General features: G+C 64.4%; 17 protein-coding genes and 1 pseudogene. 12 read left to right on the forward strand and 6 right to left on the reverse strand.

All coding sequences use genetic code 11. From position 1 onward, the window contains the following. Positions 1 to 50: 50 nt before the first annotated feature. From PQ455_RS05290 to PQ455_RS05305, 4 genes and pseudogenes are all read right to left on the reverse strand, one after another. Positions 51 to 1,058, reverse strand: a complete 1,008-nt coding sequence (locus PQ455_RS05290; RefSeq protein ID WP_273689847.1) for a helix-turn-helix transcriptional regulator — start codon at positions 1,056 to 1,058, stop codon at positions 51 to 53. Between the two features lie 55 nt (positions 1,059 to 1,113). Continuing rightward, the gene (locus PQ455_RS05295) at positions 1,114 to 1,320 is read right to left on the reverse strand and encodes a hypothetical protein (protein WP_273689849.1); all 207 of its coding nucleotides are present in this window, start codon (positions 1,318 to 1,320) and stop codon (positions 1,114 to 1,116) included. 422 nt (positions 1,321 to 1,742) lie between these two features. After that, positions 1,743 to 2,156: an NAD(+)--rifampin ADP-ribosyltransferase gene (arr, locus tag PQ455_RS05300; protein ID WP_273689851.1), complete on the reverse strand. Its 414-nt coding sequence runs from the start codon at positions 2,154 to 2,156 to the stop codon at positions 1,743 to 1,745. 243 nt (positions 2,157 to 2,399) lie between these two features. Further along, a pseudogene (locus PQ455_RS05305) lies at positions 2,400 to 2,528 on the reverse strand (IS481 family transposase); the annotation flags it as partial. A 177-nt stretch (positions 2,529 to 2,705) separates the two neighbouring features. Between PQ455_RS05305 and PQ455_RS05310 the strand changes: the two are divergent. Continuing rightward, positions 2,706 to 3,575: a helix-turn-helix domain-containing protein gene (locus PQ455_RS05310; RefSeq protein ID WP_273689852.1), complete on the forward strand. Its 870-nt coding sequence runs from the start codon at positions 2,706 to 2,708 to the stop codon at positions 3,573 to 3,575. Here PQ455_RS05310 and PQ455_RS05315 read toward each other — a convergent pair. Beyond that, positions 3,568 to 4,134: a putative antibiotic biosynthesis monooxygenase gene (locus PQ455_RS05315; protein ID WP_273689854.1), complete on the reverse strand. Its 567-nt coding sequence runs from the start codon at positions 4,132 to 4,134 to the stop codon at positions 3,568 to 3,570. The genes PQ455_RS05310 and PQ455_RS05315 overlap by 8 nt on opposite strands. 261 nt (positions 4,135 to 4,395) lie before the next feature. Here PQ455_RS05315 and PQ455_RS05320 point away from each other — a divergent pair, with 261 nt between their 5' ends. Genes PQ455_RS05320 through PQ455_RS05330 form a run of 3 tightly spaced genes read left to right on the forward strand, consistent with a single transcriptional unit; the run spans position 4,396 to position 8,237 of the window. Beyond that, positions 4,396 to 4,875: a (2Fe-2S)-binding protein gene (locus PQ455_RS05320; protein WP_273689856.1), complete on the forward strand. Its 480-nt coding sequence runs from the start codon at positions 4,396 to 4,398 to the stop codon at positions 4,873 to 4,875. Continuing rightward, positions 4,872 to 5,882, forward strand: a complete 1,011-nt coding sequence (locus tag PQ455_RS05325) for an FAD binding domain-containing protein (protein ID WP_273689858.1) — start codon at positions 4,872 to 4,874, stop codon at positions 5,880 to 5,882. Before PQ455_RS05320 ends, PQ455_RS05325 begins: the two co-directional genes overlap by 4 nt. A 12-nt stretch (positions 5,883 to 5,894) precedes the next feature. Next, positions 5,895 to 8,237 carry a xanthine dehydrogenase family protein molybdopterin-binding subunit gene (locus PQ455_RS05330; RefSeq protein ID WP_273689861.1) on the forward strand — a complete coding sequence of 781 codons (2,343 nt, stop codon included), beginning with the start codon at positions 5,895 to 5,897 and terminating at the stop codon, positions 8,235 to 8,237. Positions 8,238 to 8,580: 343 nt separating this feature from the next. Here PQ455_RS05330 and PQ455_RS05335 read toward each other — a convergent pair whose 3' ends face one another. Continuing rightward, positions 8,581 to 9,516, reverse strand: a complete 936-nt coding sequence (locus PQ455_RS05335) for a LysR family transcriptional regulator (protein ID WP_273689863.1) — start codon at positions 9,514 to 9,516, stop codon at positions 8,581 to 8,583. A 115-nt stretch (positions 9,517 to 9,631) separates the two neighbouring features. On the opposite strand from PQ455_RS05335, the gene PQ455_RS05340 reads away from it, so the two are divergent. The 8 genes from PQ455_RS05340 (at position 9,632) to PQ455_RS05375 (ending at position 16,434) form a co-directional block, all read left to right on the forward strand. Further along, positions 9,632 to 11,275, forward strand: a complete 1,644-nt coding sequence (locus PQ455_RS05340; RefSeq protein ID WP_273689865.1) for a CocE/NonD family hydrolase — start codon at positions 9,632 to 9,634, stop codon at positions 11,273 to 11,275. Further along, complete coding sequence (locus tag PQ455_RS05345) at positions 11,272 to 12,012, forward strand: SDR family NAD(P)-dependent oxidoreductase (protein ID WP_273689866.1); 741 nt, start codon at positions 11,272 to 11,274, stop codon at positions 12,010 to 12,012. Before PQ455_RS05340 ends, PQ455_RS05345 begins: the two co-directional genes overlap by 4 nt. A 14-nt stretch (positions 12,013 to 12,026) precedes the next feature. Further along, positions 12,027 to 13,118 carry an alkene reductase gene (locus tag PQ455_RS05350; RefSeq protein ID WP_273689868.1) on the forward strand — a complete coding sequence of 364 codons (1,092 nt, stop codon included), beginning with the start codon at positions 12,027 to 12,029 and terminating at the stop codon, positions 13,116 to 13,118. After that, the gene (locus tag PQ455_RS05355; protein ID WP_273689870.1) at positions 13,115 to 13,981 is read left to right on the forward strand and encodes an alpha/beta fold hydrolase; all 867 of its coding nucleotides are present in this window, start codon (positions 13,115 to 13,117) and stop codon (positions 13,979 to 13,981) included. The genes PQ455_RS05350 and PQ455_RS05355 overlap by 4 nt, the downstream gene beginning before the upstream one ends. A gap of 17 nt (positions 13,982 to 13,998) precedes the next feature. Then, a complete protein-coding gene (locus PQ455_RS05360; protein ID WP_273689872.1) occupies positions 13,999 to 14,394 on the forward strand; it encodes an aldo-keto reductase family protein in 396 nt (131 codons plus the stop codon). 52 nt (positions 14,395 to 14,446) lie between these two features. Then, positions 14,447 to 15,088 (forward strand): glutathione S-transferase family protein, encoded by a 642-nt coding sequence (locus PQ455_RS05365; RefSeq protein WP_273689873.1) that lies wholly within the window; start codon positions 14,447 to 14,449, stop codon positions 15,086 to 15,088. 84 nt (positions 15,089 to 15,172) lie between these two features. Beyond that, the gene (locus PQ455_RS05370; RefSeq protein WP_273689875.1) at positions 15,173 to 16,096 is read left to right on the forward strand and encodes a LysR family transcriptional regulator; all 924 of its coding nucleotides are present in this window, start codon (positions 15,173 to 15,175) and stop codon (positions 16,094 to 16,096) included. 29 nt (positions 16,097 to 16,125) lie between these two features. Then, positions 16,126 to 16,434: an EexN family lipoprotein gene (locus PQ455_RS05375; RefSeq protein ID WP_273689877.1), complete on the forward strand. Its 309-nt coding sequence runs from the start codon at positions 16,126 to 16,128 to the stop codon at positions 16,432 to 16,434. Position 16,435 lies beyond the last annotated feature (1 nt).

Below are 16,435 nucleotides of genomic sequence, written 5' to 3' on the forward strand. Positions count from 1 at the left end.
ACCGTCTGGCGAAGAAGGCGGCTATCGACATCGATCCCTCCCGATAGCCGTCATGCCTGTTCCGGCCTCGCGGACGGCACCATCGCCTGCGCCGCCGCGATCCGCTCGCGCATCGTCTCGCACAGCAGGACCGGCCCCTCGATCACCAGTTCGCCGCCCCAGCTGAACAGATGCTCGGCCAGTTCGCGCATTCCGCCCGACGAGAAACGGATGCGCATCCCGCCGTCGTCCAGCGGCTCGACCTGTTGGTGGCGATGGAAGCGCCAGCCCCGCGCCCGCGCGGCGGAACTGGCCGGCACGCGCAGCACGACATCCTGCTTCTCATCGCGCCACACCGCGAAACTCTCGGCCAGCCACCCGTCGATATCCCAATCCTCGGGCGCACAGCCCAGCGTCTCGCTCAGCCGCGTATCGCTCATCCGGTCGAGCCGGAAATAGACCGGCTCCTCGTCGCGTCCCGGCATCTTGCCCAGCAGATAGGTCAGCGGGCCGTGCACCAGCCCATAGGGGATCACCCGACGCCAGCGCGGTTCGGGCCGATCCTCGGTCGCATAATCGAATTCGATGCAACAGCCGGCGAGGATCGCGCGCTGCACGATCGTCAGCGTTTCCGGCGCGACGGTCGCGATCGGCCCGGCGGCGACCATCGTGCGCTGCAACCGCGCGAGCGCGTCGAGATCGGGGTCGATCCGCCGCCTCTCCCGATCGTCGAGCGCACCCTTCACCTTGGCGAGCAGGCTGGCGAGCTGGTCGGCCCGCGCCGTCCGCCCGGCCGCGCGCTGGCCCTCGGCCTCGGCCTGGAGCGCCGCCACTTCGGCGGGCGTCGGGCGGGTATAGACGCGGCGCAGGCTGTCGCGGATCAGGAACCGCTTGCGGCGATCGTCGGCGATCTCCTCCAGATCGAAATGCGTCGCGATCACATCGCGCATCCGCTCCGCCGTCCGCCGGTTGACCCCCAGCCGCTCGGCCATCTCGCCCAGCGTCAGCCCCTCGCCGGTTTCGGACAGGGCATGGACCAGCGCCAGCAACCGATCCAGCTTCGCCATCCGTTCGGTCATCGCTCCGCCCTCCACGTCCGTATCTGTCGCAGGTTGCGGCGGCGGGCGGCGTTTTTCAACCGCCATGACCCGGCCGGTTGGCTGCATGGCACACCGGTACGACACCGGAAGCGGATGGCAGGAACAGGCTGTAAGGAATGGCGCCCCGCGCCGGATAAACATAACGAATACATCTTGCCGTTTTCACTACTATAGAGCCGCCGCTGTGCGTCTGCAGCCGATGCGCGCCGAACTGCGCCGCCGCCATTGCTTTGAAGAGCACCGGTTGCCCACTCATCATTCGGCAGTCGGCGCCCAATGGGAAGCCGCCGGCGGCAGCCGGACCCACTTGCGGTTGTCGGTGGGCCCGGAGGGCTAAGCTTCCTGCGCACTGATCCAACTGCTATCCTAAGCTCGGAGCCATGGAGGCAGACATGACGCATTTGGTGGGAGTAGCCATCGCGATCGGCGGTGGTATCGCAGTGGCGATCGTAATGGCCTTCGCTGCGGTGTGGGTGAAGCCGCGTGCCTGACCCTCTTCTGAATGGCAGCAAACGTCCCCATTTCGAAGCTTAGCCGGTGTGCGGCCCCAGCCGCCCGGCTGCAAACGACCGACAAGTAGGCATCCACGGTAGCTTGGGGCCGCCCGAAACGGGACGTTGGTTCAGGTGGCTAGCAGCGCTGGGATCGCACAAGCGAAGCTGACTATTCTTCGATGGTATCCCTGCCGTCAGCCTTAAGTCGGGCAAGCCCTTCCTTCATCGCTCGTAGTTCCTCGGTTGTATGACCCTGCCAGTCCTCAAGCTCGCCCACAACGCGCAACGGAGCAGTCGAGCGATAAGAGGCGGTCACGTTTCCCGGGAACTTCTTATCGGTCAGGTTGGGATCGTCCTCAAAGGGGCCGGTCGGCTCGACGATATAGATGCGGCCCCGTCCCGCGCCCAAGGCTAGCTCAGCGCCCCAGGTCGCTGCCCCGAGCATCGCCGAGAAGTAAATGTGCTTGAGTCGGCGCTCAATGAAGTTGCTGCGGTGGCCGGGCACAAGCAGCTCGCCGATCTTCAGGTCTGCCTTCGTGCCGTGATAGAAGGTTGTCCCTGGTGGAACTTCATGTGCCCGCAATCTCAACCTCCGCGTTTATAACCGCCAGATAGCGGTGCTGTTGCTGCCCGGCGGGTCCGCCGAGAACCTAATCGAGGCGGGCGGACGGAGCCGCGCCAATGCTTTTCTTTGCGCGTCCGCCTCTACCCGCGAAGCGCACGCACCATGCGGCGGGAGGCCGGATCGATTTCAATGGTTAACGAATGGCGCGCAGGTCGTGAGTGTCGGGGTCATCCACGCATCGACGGTGTGCGTCCGCTAGTGCCACTTCTGCACGGTGGTCGGGCTGATCCCGTAGCAGCCGGCGAGCGCCCTTACGCTCTCTTCACTCCGCTGTATCGCTCGACGGACTGCCTCAGTCGTCCGGGCGCTGCCGTGTAGAAACTGGCCCATAGCTCCTCCCGCCGCGCATGCAGGTCAAGCGTACCACCACACTGCGAGATCAAACACCTAGTGGCAAACGGCGCGCAGGCCGCGTACAGCCATGCAAAGCGTTTGGCCGGGACTAGCTCAGGCATGTCGAATGCGTCTTCAGGATCCTTGGCGGGCGGTCACGGCGGCCGAGTGCATTTGTTCGAGGACGTGGTGCGCGCTTCGCACCAGCTGCCAGGCAAGCTGACGCTTTGCAGTCTGGCCAACGGCTGGACCTCGTTGCTGCTGCGCCGTTACATCGAGCCGGCCCATGTCGAACCATTCGAGACGACGCCTATCCCCTATCAATCGACCGTGTTGGTGAAGTCGGGCGCCACCACTATCGAAAGCTTTGCCGCCGGGCGATGGCGCAAGGCAAACTACGTTCCAGGCGACCTTGGCATGGTGCCGCCAGGAGAAGGGGCCCGCCTGCGCTGGGGCGGGCGCCAGCGACATGAGACGCTGCAGGTGTTCCTGCCCGAGGCCCTGCTGGAGCAAGCCGTAGCCGATCTCCACGATCATCTGGGCGGCCGCCGTCCGAGTCTTGACAGCCTGTCCATGCGCGAGGGGCTGGTCGAGTCCGTGGTGCTGGCGCTCGAACATGGCGTCGAAGCCGGGTATCCCGCAATCTATGCCGATAGCGCGGCGCACTTTCTTGCCTTGCACCTCCTGGCGTTCGGTGCCGATCGCGCCCGCAGTCACTCAGGTGGCGACCTCCAGATGCGGCGCGCGGAGGAGTACATGCGCACGCACCTGGCGCAGCCGATCACGCTGTCAGACATCGCCGAAGTCATCGGCTGCAGCACGTTTCAATTGATCCGGCTAACCAAGCGCCTCCGCGGCCAGACGCCCATCCGTTACCTCGGCGAGCTACGGATGGAATGCGCGGAGCGCCTGCTGCGCGAGAGCGGCATGAGCGCTGTCCAGGTCTCGCTCCGGTGCGGCTTCACCAATCCCTCGCACTTCGCGACCGCGTTCCGCCGACGCTTCGGCGTGTCTCCGCGGGAGTTTCGGTCGCAGACTACGTGACCCGATCGGCTTGCGCGGCGGGGTAGAGCCAGCCATGAAACAGGCGTGTCAGGGCCGGCATGATCAGCCAGGTCACCAGAGCCGACAAAATGCTCACAGATACAAGTGCGATTGCCCACTCCGGCGCTGATCGCTCCAGCGGGGCGAGCAGTTGGTTGAGCACAAGAGTTGTCGGGTAGATGCCGACAATGCTGAGCAGCGCCAACTTCCAACCGGGAGGTGGGTCGGCGTAAGCCGACGCCGGGCTGAACCAGATCTCCACACCCTTCCGGACCCGGATTAGCGGCTGTTCGCTCGCCACACCCTCAAGGCGTGCGCGCCATTTAGCTGCATCCGACGACCCGCGCCACCTGGCTAGCGCCTGCTCGCTTTCGAAAAGCACGTTAACGGACCAGCGCTCGTCCTCGCCGGTGCGGCCGGTCGCCGCGGCATCGACCCCCGTCGCCCCGTGTGCCCTGGTCGCGGCGGAGCCCATTCCCTCGACTAACCGCTGGAACTCCGCATGACGAGGGTGCGGCACAAGGAATTCCAGACGGAGCACTGCGGGGGCCGACGCCATCGGTGACTTCCATTTAGTGAGGCGCTAGAAAGTAAATGCGTTTAGTCGTATTTACAAGAGTTTCAACCCGACGACATCACAAACCGAAATATCAACACAGATTGTGGGCAACCAATTCTTCGTTCTCTCGCGAGATTGCGCTCCCCAGAGCTGTATTTCTGCGACTTTGTTTCTGAGAAGTAACCAGGACGCAATTTCGCGAGTGTCTTGCATTCAACCTTGTCACGACGCAGTATCTAAGCACCTGCTGGGAGGCATTGCATGGCTGCAGAACTTTCGCTGACCGTAGTCGTCAATGGCAGCCCGTATACCGCGCAAGTGGCGCCGTGGACGACACTCCTCGACCTGTTGCGCGAGCAACTCGACCTCACCGGCACCAAGAAGGGTTGCGATCATGGCCAATGCGGTGCGTGCACGGTGCTGGTGGACGGCCGGCGGATCAACAGCTGCCTTGCGCTCGCGATAACGCGGCCGGGGGCGGAGGTCGTGACGATCGAGGGACTGGCCGATGGCGAGGCTCTCCATCCGATGCAGGCCGCTTTCCTCCAGCACGATGCGTTCCAGTGCGGCTATTGCACGCCCGGGCAGATCTGCTCGGCGGTGGCGCTGATCGCAGAAGGGCACGCGCGGACGCGGGAGGAGGTCGCCGAACTGATGAGCGGCAATCTCTGCCGGTGCGGCGCCTACGCGAACATAGCAGACGCCATCATGGATGTGATCGGGCAGGAGAAGGAGGCATGACGCCCTTCGCTTACGCGCGCGCCGGTGATCTGGCCGAGGCGGTGGCGTTAGGGGCCGAACCGGGGACGCGTTTCGTTGCGGGCGGCACCAACCTTGTCGACCTGATGAAGTATTTCGTTGAGGCGCCGCCGCGCGTGGTCGACATCAACGCGCTGTCGCTGCGAGCGATCGAGGACCTTGATGGCGGCGGGCTGCGCCTAGGCGGGCTCGCGACCAACGCGGACACGGCCCACGATCCGCGCGTGCAGGCGCGCTATCCGGTGCTCGCCAGCGCGATCCTGGCGGGCGCCAGCGCACAGCTTCGCAATGCGGCGACCAACGGAGGCAATCTGAACCAGCGCACCCGCTGCTATTATTTCTACGCCATCGACACGCCCTGCAACAAGCGCGCGCCGGGGTCGGGCTGCGGCGCGATCGGCGGCTTCAACCGCATCCACGCGATCCAAGGCGCGAGCGAGCACTGCATCGCGACGCACCCGTCGGACATGTGTGTTGCGCTGCTGGCGCTCGACGCGACAGTGCGTGTGACCGGGCCGGGCGGCGAGCGCGTCATCGCGATCGACGACTACCACCGGCTGCCGGGCGACGAGCCATGGCGCGATACCACCCTCCAGCCCGGCGAGATCGTCACCGCGATCGACCTGCCCGCAGAGGGGTATGCCGCGCACCACAGCTACCTGAAGATGCGCGACCGCCAGTCCTATGCGTTCGCGCTAGTCTCGGTGGCGGCCGTGATGCGAGTGGAGGACGGCGTGATCCGCGAGGGCAGGATCGCGATGGGCGGCATGGCGCACAAGCCGTGGCGCGTGGCGCAAGCCGACGCGCTGCTCGCCGGAAAGCCGGTCGATGACGACTTCGCCGACGTGGCCGACGCGCTGATGACCGGCGCCCGCGGCTATGGCGCCAACGACTTCAAGCTGGAACTCGCGCCGGCCACCATTCGCCGCGCCTGCAGGCAGGCTGCGGGTGGCACGCCCCAGATCCAATCCGACAAGCGCATCGTCTGAGGAGGCGCGCCCATGGCCACGATGCCCGACCCACCACTTGCCGCGCCGCTCGGCCGCGATCGGCTCGATGCCGCGCCGCGCCGCATCGAGGGCCGCGACAAGATCACAGGTCGCCTGCGCTACGCCGGCGACATCAGCGCCGCCACGCTGGGGATCGCCGAGCGGGCGCTGCTGCACGCGGTGGCGATCGTCAGCACGCAGGCGAACGGCCGGGTGCTCGGCTTCGATGCGGACGAGGCGCTGGCCGCCCCCGGCGTCAAGCTCCTGATGACGCACGAGAACGCGCCGCGGCTCGGCAAGGTGGTGGCGCTGAACGGAGCGGAGATCGGCGAGTTGCGGCCGCTGCAGGACGATGTGCTCCACTATGGCGGCCAGTGCGTGGCTGTGCTCGTCGCCGACACGCTCCAGCACGCGCTCGAGGCAAGCGTGCTGGTGCGCGTGCGCTACAGCGAGGCAACGGAAGACACCGCCTTCCGGCTAGCGGACGGGCGCGGGCGCGCGGTGGATGCCAAATCTCTTGGCTCCGGCACACCGGGCAAGGTCGAAACGGGCGATGCCGATGCCGCCTATGCGCAGGCGCCGTACAAGGTGGACGTGACGCTGACGACGTCCGCGCATCACCACAACGCGATGGAGCCGGGCGCGGCCGTGGCCATGTGGAACGGCGAGGACGGCCTCACCGTCTACTCGCCCACCCAGTTCAGCTACAACGAGGCGGTCATCCTGGGTGAGGCGTTCGGCTTCAGCCTCAAGGAACGCCTGCCGCGGATGATCGCGCAGGTCATCGCCAAGTACCAGTTCAGCAACAAGGTGCGGGTCGTCGCCCCTCCGGCAGGAGGCGCGTTCGGGGGGAAGAACTGCAACATTCACCTGCTGCTCGTCGCCATGGCCGCGAAACTCGCCGGAGCGCCGGTCAAGCTGGTGCTGTCCCGCGCGCAGACCTACACGTTGATGCCGCACCGCGGCGAGACGCATCAGCGCATCCGGCTGGCCGCCGACGCCGACGGGCAGCTCCAGTCGTTCCTGCGCGAGGCGGTTGTGGCGCAGGGCGCCAAGGGCAGCTTCGCCGAGCCGGTCAACGAGGTGGGTCCCAAGTCCTACGCCTGTCCGAACCTGCGGCTGCACACGCAGACGGCCCGGCTGGACACCAGCGCGTCCGGCTGGATGCGCGGACCCGGCGCGGGTCCGGACGCAGTTGGCCTGGAAATCGCGATGGACATGCTGGCGCACGAAGCCGGGATCGATCCCCTCGATTTCCGGCTGCGCAATCACGCCGATGTGGAACCGGATACCGGGCACGAGTGGTCGTCCAAGTCGCTCAAGGCCTGCTATCAGGCGGCGGCCGAGCGGATCGGCTGGTTCGACCGTGACCCGGCGGTCGGGTCGATGCGGGAAGGACGGCACCTTGTCGGCTTCGGCATGACCACGTCTATGTATCCCGTCCTGCAAATGCCCGCGCTGGCGCGGTGCGTCGTGCGCGCCGATGGCCTCGCGACCTTGCAGACGGCGCAGCACGAGATCGGCCAGGGCATGATCACCTCGCTCACACAACTCGGCGCGGAGGCGCTCGGCCTGCCCGTTGACCAGGTGACGCTGGAATATGGCGACAGCGCCCTGCCTTATGGCGGCATGACCGTGGGCTCAATGACCACGCTGACCAACGGCGCGGCCATCCACGAGGCCGCGACGCTGGTAAAAAAGGCGCTGTTGAAGCGCGCGGTCAGGGATCAGGGCTCACCGCTTCACGGGCTGCACCGGCACGATCTAGACGTGGTGGACGGGGTCATCGTCTCACCCGATGGTCCGCGCGAGACCGTCGCTGCGCTCATGTCGCGTCACCCCGAAGGTCTGATCGAAGAGGAGGCGGTCACCGGCCGGACGATGGGGCGCAGCAGCTACGGCCGCTTTGCCTTCGGCGCGCAATTCGCCAAGGTCCTGATCGATCCGGAGACGGGGCACCTCCAGGTCGCCAAGCTGATCGGCGCGTTCGCCGGCGGGCGGGCGGTCAACCCGCTGCTCGTCCGCAGCCAGCTGATGGGCGGCATGGTATGGGGTCTCGGCCAGGCGCTGCTGGAGGAAACGGTGATAGACCCGCGATCGGGCATGTGGATGAACCGCAGCCTGGGCGAAGCGCTTGTCCCCGCCCATGCCGACATTGCCGAGCTCGACGCGCTAATCATCGAGGAGGACGACACCCGCGCGCATCCGCTTGGGATCAAGGGCATGGGCGAGATCGGATCGATCGGCGGTCCCGCCGCGATCAGCAACGCAATCTTCCATGCAACCGGCGTGCGATTGACAGAGCTGCCTTTCCGCATCGACCGCCTGCTCGCAGCCATGCGGAGTAGGTCCTAAGTTGGGCGGATCTCGTCTGAGTTCGGTTGACGCGCTGGTCTAAGGGAGCAAACTCGGGAGCACATTGCGCACCGCACAGCAAAGACCTGAGTCGGAATAGGCGCTCATTTTCGCTCATGTCGATGCATACCGGCAAAGCAGAGACAGAACGCCAATGTTCCAGGCAGGCTCTTCGCATGCTGCAAACCTTTGAATTGCCGAGTGAGCCTGCCACAGCGACGGGGTGTCCACCGGCGTTCAAGCGGCGGCTTGCCTCCTCAGCAAACGCGATCATCGGATAGCAAGCAGACCGAAAGTGAACGGCGTCACCTGGACGCGAAGGGCCAGCCGCTATGATCGACCCTCATGCCGGCGCTCTAAAGGATGGGATCGCGTTGTTCTGCCAATGGAGGCCAGGCGGGTTCGACGCTTTCAGATAATCGACGAAGGCGCGAACGGAAGGGGTGAGTTCGCGTCGGCTAGGAAAAACGAGATTCACGACGACCGGAGACGAGGTCCATTCCGGCAGGAGATGGACGAGGCGCCCCTCTTCGATGTCGGGTGCGCAAAGATAGCAGGAGATTACGCCGATTCCGGCACCGTTGAGAACGAGGCGGTGGATCGTCAAAGCGTCGTTCACGCTCACGCGTGACTTCACGAAAATATCCCGCGTCATGTCTTCTTTGGAAAACGACCATCGCCGTAGTTGCCGGTCGCTCGCCGGCATCTCGATGACGTCATGATCCGTCAGTTCATCGACCGCCGTGGGCGGCGCGCGCGCTGCGAGGTATACAGGCGATGCGCAGAGCACACGCTTCATCTCGCCGAGACGGACGGCCACCATCGACGAGTCAGCGAGCTCGCCAAAGCGTATTGCGACGTCGACCCGATCCGCGACGAGATCGGCGACGCGACTCGTTAGGTCGAGATCGACATCGACGCGGGGAAATCGCCGGAGGAATGCCGGAAGCTGCTCGGCGAGCACGTTGATGCCAAAGCCGATGCCGGCGCTTACGCGAAGCAAGCCCTGAGCTTCGGTGCTCAGGCTGCCAACATAGGCCAGCGCATCGTTCAGGTCGCCGAGCGCCGAGGTGCACCGCTGCATCAGGCTCTCGCCGGCCGGCGTCAGCGTAACCTCGCGCGTCGTGCGCTGGACGAGGCGTAGACCGAGCGATGCTTCAAGCCGTGCAATGCTCCGGCTAACGTTCGAGCGGGGCTCGTCCAGCTCCCTTGACGCGGCGGCGAAGCTCCGCAGCGCGCCGACCCGTTCGAATATTCGAAGATCGTCGAGCATGGCCATGCTCTTATCATGCCGTTTCCGGCATAGTGTGTCCAGCAATTGGACACAACGGAATCAGCCCCTCCGGCGTTGAAGCGATGATGGCGAGAAAGGCTGTCCGATGAAGGGATAATCGATGGTAGACGTGAACGTTCAGCCGTTCGAAATCGAGATGCGCACGCGCCACGGCGATCTCGTGCGCGCGGACGTCTATCTGCCACGGGACCATGCCGGTCCGTGCCCGGTTCTGCTTGGCGCCTCGCCTTACCAGAAGTCGCTGCGGCGGTTGCCACCACACTGGGTTTTCCCGTTCATCGAATACGGCCCGATGCAGCTCTATCTCGATGAGGGCTACGCCTATGTCGCAATGGACGTGCCCGGCACCGGGCGATCTGAAGGGACCTGGGATTTCGTCTCGCGCGCGGAGGGCGAGGCAATCCACGACATGATCGAGCATGTCGCGGAACAGGATTGGTCGACCGGCGACGTGGGCATGATCGGAATGTCCTATTATTGCTGGAGTCAGTGGAACACCGCCAGGACGCGGCCCCCCAGCCTCAAGTGCCTCGGCGCTTATGATGGCGCGACCGACATGTATCGGGACTGGATGTATCACGGCGGCATGCCCACCGAGATGTTCCTCGACGCATGGCTGTTTGGTGCGGTTCTCACGCAGCATTTATGGGAGGGGCGCGACATTCGCGGCGGCGGTCGCGGCGAGCTCGTCTACGACATCCTTACCCATTCGCTCGACGACGAATGGCAGCGGCGGCGCTCACCGTTTTGGGAGCTCGACCAGATCGATATTCCTGTGCTGTCGATCGGGGTCTGGGGGAAAAGTTCGCTGCATCTGCGCGGCAACTTCACCGGGTTCGAGCGGGTGCGCGGGCCGCGGCAGCTCGTCGTCACCGAGCCGGACAGCTTTGCCGGCGCGCAGACGCAATATTCCGACGCCGAGTTCCATCGCAGCGAGCTGCTGCCGTGGTATGACCACCACCTGAAGGGCGTCCGGAACGGGGTGATGGATCGTCCAGCGGTCCGCGTCTTCGTTCAAGGCGAGGGAAAATACCGCGAAGCGACCACATGGCCGCCGGATGACGTCAAGACCGCCACATTTTTCCTGAGCGGCGAGCAAAGCGGCGTCGTCAAGTCGCTTAACGACGGCTCGCTGTTCGACGCTCCACCCCAGGCCACCGATAGCGCGACGTCGTGGAGCTACCCCGATCCTCAGTGGATGGCGGGCGTCACGACGTTCGACGAGAAGGGCGTGCCCGATCACGTCGCCAGGGTGAACACTTTCACCTCCGCTCCGTTCGACCGCGACCGCGAGTTCACCGGGCAAGGGGTGCTGGTGCTCCATGCTTCAAGCGATCAAACCGACATGGACGTGATCGTGAAGCTGACCTTGCTCTCCGGAAAGGGCGAGGCGATCAAGCCGATCAAGGTCAGCCAGGGCTGGCTGCGCGCCTCGCACCGGGCCGAAGACGCCGACCTCACATCGGATATGCGTCCGTTTCACGCCCACGCCGAAGTAGAGCCGATCACGCCGGGGAAGGCCTACGAGCTTCGCATCGAGCTGATCCCGATGTCGTTTCTCGTCCGGAAGGGCGAGCGCATTCGGCTTGAGATCAGCAACACGGACTCGATGATAACGGATGCGCCGATGACCCATTTCTACGGGCAGAAGGTCGGCACCGACACCTACCACCATGACGCGGTCCATCCCTCGTGCCTCCGGCTGCACGAGCGTCCGCGCGTGCAATTGGGAGACAGCCAATGAACACCGATCGCACGGTTCTGCTCACAGGCGCGGCTGGCGGCATGGGAGCGGTCTTCGTCCAGCGGTTCCTCGGCAATGGTGACACCGTCGTCGCGACCGATACCAGCGGCGAAGCGCTTGGCGCGCTCCTCGAAAAAATGGGCGAATCGGACAGACTGATAGTCGTCCAAGGCGACATTTCGGACGATGCGAGTTGCCGGGAGATCGCCGAGACCGCCCGGACGAAAACCGGGCGTATCGACGTGCTCGTCAACGTGGCCGGCTTTTTCCCGATCCAGCCCTTCCTCGACATCAGCGCCGACGACTGGCGCAAGATCATCGACATCAACCTGACGGGCACGGCCTTCATGACCAAGGCGGCACTGCCGCTTATGGTCGGGCGCGGATGGGGGCGGATCATCAACGTCGGGTCGGCGTCGGTCTATCCGGGCGTGCCCGGCCAGTCGCACTATGTCGCCGCGAAAGCGGGCGTTATCGGTCTGACCCGCAGCCTCGCACGCGAATTTGGGCGGGACGGCATCACCGTCAACCTCGTCGCGCCGGGGGTCACGGTCACCAAAGCGGTCAAGGAAAGCTTTCCCGAGGAACTGCTCAAGGAGCAGATCGAGCGACGCTGCATCAGGCGCGAAGAAAAGCCCGACGATCTCGTGGGCACCGTGTTCTTTCTCGCATCGCCCGATGCCGATTTCATAACCGGCCAGTCGATCATCATCGACGGCGGGTCATTGATGCTCTGACCGGAAGACCCGCCATGACCGATCTGTTTACGCCCTACGACCTTCACGGCCTCGAATTGCCGAACCGCATCGTTATGTCAGCGATGACGCGGACGCGCGCCTCGGATACCGGTGTGCCGACCGACCTCATGCGCGACTACTACGTGCAGCGAGCTTCGGCGGGCCTCATCGTTACAGAATGCACGCAGGTCTCCGATCAGGGCCACGGCATCATCCGCTGCCCCGGCCTCCATCGCGCCGATCAGATCGAAGGCTGGCGCAAGGTGACCGATGCGGTCCACGCGGCCGGGGGCAGGATCTATGTCCAGCTCTGGCATTGCGGGCGCGTCGCGCATCCGGAGATGCGCGGCGGCGAACCTCCGGTCGCGCCCTCGCCGCTGCCCGCAGAAGGCGACTTCTTTCTGCCACGCGGCCGAGTCGAGTTTCCCACGCCCCGGCCGTTGCGCGTCGAGGAGATCGCGCCGATTGTCGAGGATTTCGCGCGAGCCACCCGCAACGCCCAGGAAGCGGGCTTCGACGGCGTCGAACTGCACGGCGCGAACGGCTATCTGCAGGACCAGTTTCTTCAAGATGGCAGCAACCATCGCACCGATGCCTATGGCGGCGGGGTCGCGAACCGCGCCCGGCTGATGATCGAGACCGCCGAGGCCATGATCGGCGCGTGGAGCGCGGACCGGGTCGGCCTCAGGCTGTCGCCCTCCAGCTATCTCTACGGGATGAAGGATAGCGATGCGCGCGAAACCTTCGGCCATCTCGTCACCGCCTTCGATCGCCTGGGGGTCGGCTATCTCACCTTCCTTGAGCCGAATGGCAAAGATGCCAAGAAGGGCGTCCAGATCGAGCATGTCGTCGAAGCGCTGGGGCCGCTCACGTCACGACCGATCATCGTCAACACGGGCTTCGACAAGGACAAGGGCAATGAGGCGATAGCGAGCGGCGCTGTCGATCTCGTTGCCTATGGCGTGCCATATATCGCCAATCCTGACCTCGTGGAGCGATACCGGAGCGACGCACCGCTCAACAAGCCGGACCCGGAGACCTTCTACGGGGAAGGCCAGAAGGGCTATACCGACTATCCTGCGATGGCCGGCGGGACGACACCGTGACCTGGGATGAGTTCGCCACGATCCGGGCGGATGTGGGCGAAGCGAAGCTCGCGGTGCGCGTCGGAGGTTCTGGACCGCCGGTCGTGCTCCTGCACGGCTTCCCACAGCATTCGCTGATGTGGCATGCGATCGCGCCGATTCTTGCCGAGCAGTTCACGGTGATCGCGCCCGACCAGCGCGGCATGGGTGCCTCGACGATAGCGGAGGGTAACTACAGCAAGACGGCTCTCGCGGGCGACCTCGCCAAGGTGCTTGACACGCTTGGTCACAGCCAGGCGCACATCGCCGGCTACGATCTCGGCGCGGGCGTCGCGGCCGCCTTCGCCCGTGACTATCCGCGCAGGGTCAGACGGCTCGCCGTTATGGAGTTCGTCCTCGCGGGCTTCGGTCTTGAGCAGGCGATGGCACCGCAACCGGGCTGGGGCGCGGACTCCAACTGGCACTTCAGCGTTTTCGCCGCGCCCGACGTTGCCGTCTGGCTCTTCGCGGGACGCGAGCGCGAGCTGCTGGAATGGTTCTTCTGGCACGAAACCCATGCCGGTTCGCTCGCCGTGAGCGAAGCACATATGGCGGCTTACGCGCGCAGCCTGTCGCGTCCGGGGGTGCTGCGGGCCGGCGCCAGCTATTACGCAGCGATCTTCCAGGACGCCGACGACAATGCTCCTCTGAAGAAGAAGCCGCTGGCGATGCCAGTGCTCGCGGTGGGTGGCGCGTCGCACGCCGGACCGATGCTGGAGCGCTTCTGGAGCGACGTCGCCTCCGATCTCACGACCGCGGTCATCCCCGCCGCCGGCCACTGGCTCGGCGATGAAAATCCGCGGGCCACAGCGAAAGCGCTCGCAGACTTTTTTTCACAGCCTTGAAGCAGCAGGAGACAGACATGGCCGAGCAGAAAAGCATCCTCATCGTTGGCGAAACCCCCGAGAACATGGATTTTTCGGACCCGGCGATCCCGAAGGGCCTCACGCCCGACAAGATCCGCGACGGACTGGAATCGTCGCTGAACGAACTTCGCGGCAAGGGTCACATCGCCCGCCTCGTTTATCTCGACACCAGGGAGACAGCCCCTGAGCAAATGGCGGAAGCGCTCGGCTGGAATGTGTTCGATGTCATCGTCGTAGGCGCTGGCCTCCGGATCGTGCCCAAGCAGACGGAGATGTTCGAGGTCGTCATGAACACCATCCGCACCGCAGCGCCTCAGGCGAAGCTCGCGTTCAATCTCAGTCCCGACGACTCCGCGGATGCGGCGAATCGGCAGCTCTCCGGCGATGACTGAGCCACTCGAAGCCGACCCTGGCGGACGCTTGCCCGATCCAGGGCAAGATGGCGTGCCGGCGCTCTACTGGGGTCCGGGCACCTGCGCGATCGGCATTCAGGTATTGCTCGAGGAATCGGGTCGCCCCTACCGGACGATAAAGGTCGACGTCCACGGCGGCGGCACTCGCACGCCCGAGTTCCTGGCGATCAACCCCAAGGGTAAGGTGCCGACGCTTGTCCGAGAGGACGGGACCGTCCTGACGGAGTTCGGTGCGATCGCCACTTGGCTCGGACTGACTGACAAGAGCGCCGGCTTGCTACCGCGCGATCCGGAAAGTGGCGCGCGCGTCGCCGAAATGATCGCTTACGTTGAAGGCACGATTCACGGTCAGGGCTATGGCCGCCTCATGCGTCCCGACCTGTTCGAGCCTCAGGACGCGTTGCACACGAGCCTAGGGATTGGCCAAGCGGCCGTCAGACGCCAAGGTCGAGAGATCGTGGAGCAGGGCTTCGCTGTGCTCGATGCCGACTTGGCCGGACATGCATACGCCATCGGCGATTCCTTCACGATCGCGGACGCCGCGCTGTTCTACGTCGAAAGATGGGCACCGCAACACGATGTCGATCTGCCGCGCCATGTCGCCAGCCATTTCGCAAGACTCAAAGAGCGCCCTGCTATTCAATGCGTCATGCAACAGTGGAAGAATTTGTGACCGGCGGGCCTTTGGTCCTCACGGCACACGACGCAGACCGCTGCGACGGTCTCAATCCGTTCCTTCTGTCGGTAACCGAAAGCTATGTGCTTTGAGATCCGCCAACTTCATTATGCTATCACTGCAGCAGACCACGGAAGCTTCTACAAAGCTGCGCGAGTTCTCGATATCGAGCAATCAACACTAAGCCGCAGCATTCTCAAGTTGGAACGCGCGATTGGAACACCAATCTTCGAGCGGTCGCGTTCTGGTGTGACGGCGACATTGGCTGGCTCTGCGTTCATTCGGGGCGCGAGGCCGATGGTCGCGAGTGCGGAAGCTTTAGTCAAGATGATGCGAGCGGCCGGCCAAGGCCGAGCGGGTGGACTCGCCGTCGGGCATAATAGTTCAGTATCGGCGGGTAATCTTCGCGCTATTTTGATGAGTTGGCACGATACTCACCCCGACGTGATTTTCGAATGTGTTGAGGCTGATCGCAGTGTCCTGCTCGCTGGACTGGACTCTGGCGAGATTGACATAGCTATACTGATGGGCGCAGCCAGCCATAAAGGCTTCCACTGTGAGCCGTTATGGAGCGAGCGCATGCTCGTGGCGTTGTCCTCGGCTCATGCATTGGCCGGACGCAACGCAGTTTTGTGGACAGACCTACGTGGCGAGCGCATCTTATTGCCTGCCGCTGATCCGGGGCCGGAAATACACGATATGCTGCTCGGCAGGTTATCGGCGGCGGGCATGAAACCGGACATACGGATGCATCGATCCAGCCGAGAAATGATCCTGAGCATCCTTGGGGGCGGCTCCAGCGTGAGCATCGTTTGCGAAGGCTCTACGGGTGCGAGCTATCCTGATGTGGTCTATCGTCCAATACACGGCGAGCAAGGTCCGGCACTTACTGGCTATTCGGGGTACTGGCGCGACGACAATGGCAATCCGGCGCTACGGCGCTTCCTTGAATTCATCAAGGCACGTTACGCACTGTCTTTTGATGTATCTTCGGAATTGCAGTAGATTAGCTGACCGATTGCGGAGTTGTAGCGATGTGGCAAAGCAAGATATTTATCAGCGTGCTTGTTGCTTTGGCCATCGGCTTTGCAGGCGGTTTCGCCTTGCGGCCCGTCATCGCACCCGCGCCACAGGCTGTTGCCGTCTCCAGCCCGGCGCCAATCGCTATGACCTCGCCCGAAGCGCGCGGCACCCAGTATTTCGTGGCGCATATCGACGAGGCCCGTCAGGTTGTGGCCGGATGCCGGGACGGCTCGGTGCGTGGCGGCGAATGTGCCACCGCCGAGGAAGCGATCATAAAGGTCGATGCCGCAGAACGCCGGAGAAAGTTCCTGGGCAATTGAC

Source organism: Sphingomonas naphthae (genome assembly GCF_028607085.1).
GTDB classification, from domain to species: domain Bacteria; phylum Pseudomonadota; class Alphaproteobacteria; order Sphingomonadales; family Sphingomonadaceae; genus Sphingomonas_Q; species Sphingomonas_Q naphthae.

Excerpts from the sequence above, each read along its gene's own strand:
- PQ455_RS05290 (WP_273689847.1), bottom strand. The coding sequence starts at position 1,058 with ATGACCGAACGGATGGCGAAGCTGGATCGGTTGCTGGCGCTGGTCCAT.
- PQ455_RS05315 (WP_273689854.1), bottom strand. The coding sequence starts at position 4,134 with ATGGCGTCGGCCCCCGCAGTGCTCCGTCTGGAATTCCTTGTGCCGCAC.
- PQ455_RS05320 (WP_273689856.1), top strand. The coding sequence starts at position 4,396 with ATGGCTGCAGAACTTTCGCTGACCGTAGTCGTCAATGGCAGCCCGTAT.
- PQ455_RS05325 (WP_273689858.1), top strand. The coding sequence starts at position 4,872 with ATGACGCCCTTCGCTTACGCGCGCGCCGGTGATCTGGCCGAGGCGGTG.
- PQ455_RS05330 (WP_273689861.1), top strand. The coding sequence starts at position 5,895 with ATGGCCACGATGCCCGACCCACCACTTGCCGCGCCGCTCGGCCGCGAT.
- PQ455_RS05335 (WP_273689863.1), bottom strand. The coding sequence starts at position 9,516 with ATGGCCATGCTCGACGATCTTCGAATATTCGAACGGGTCGGCGCGCTG.
- PQ455_RS05340 (WP_273689865.1), top strand. The coding sequence starts at position 9,632 with ATGGTAGACGTGAACGTTCAGCCGTTCGAAATCGAGATGCGCACGCGC.
- PQ455_RS05345 (WP_273689866.1), top strand. The coding sequence starts at position 11,272 with ATGAACACCGATCGCACGGTTCTGCTCACAGGCGCGGCTGGCGGCATG.
- PQ455_RS05350 (WP_273689868.1), top strand. The coding sequence starts at position 12,027 with ATGACCGATCTGTTTACGCCCTACGACCTTCACGGCCTCGAATTGCCG.
- PQ455_RS05360 (WP_273689872.1), top strand. The coding sequence starts at position 13,999 with ATGGCCGAGCAGAAAAGCATCCTCATCGTTGGCGAAACCCCCGAGAAC.
- PQ455_RS05370 (WP_273689875.1), top strand. The coding sequence starts at position 15,173 with ATGTGCTTTGAGATCCGCCAACTTCATTATGCTATCACTGCAGCAGAC.
- PQ455_RS05375 (WP_273689877.1), top strand. The coding sequence starts at position 16,126 with ATGTGGCAAAGCAAGATATTTATCAGCGTGCTTGTTGCTTTGGCCATC.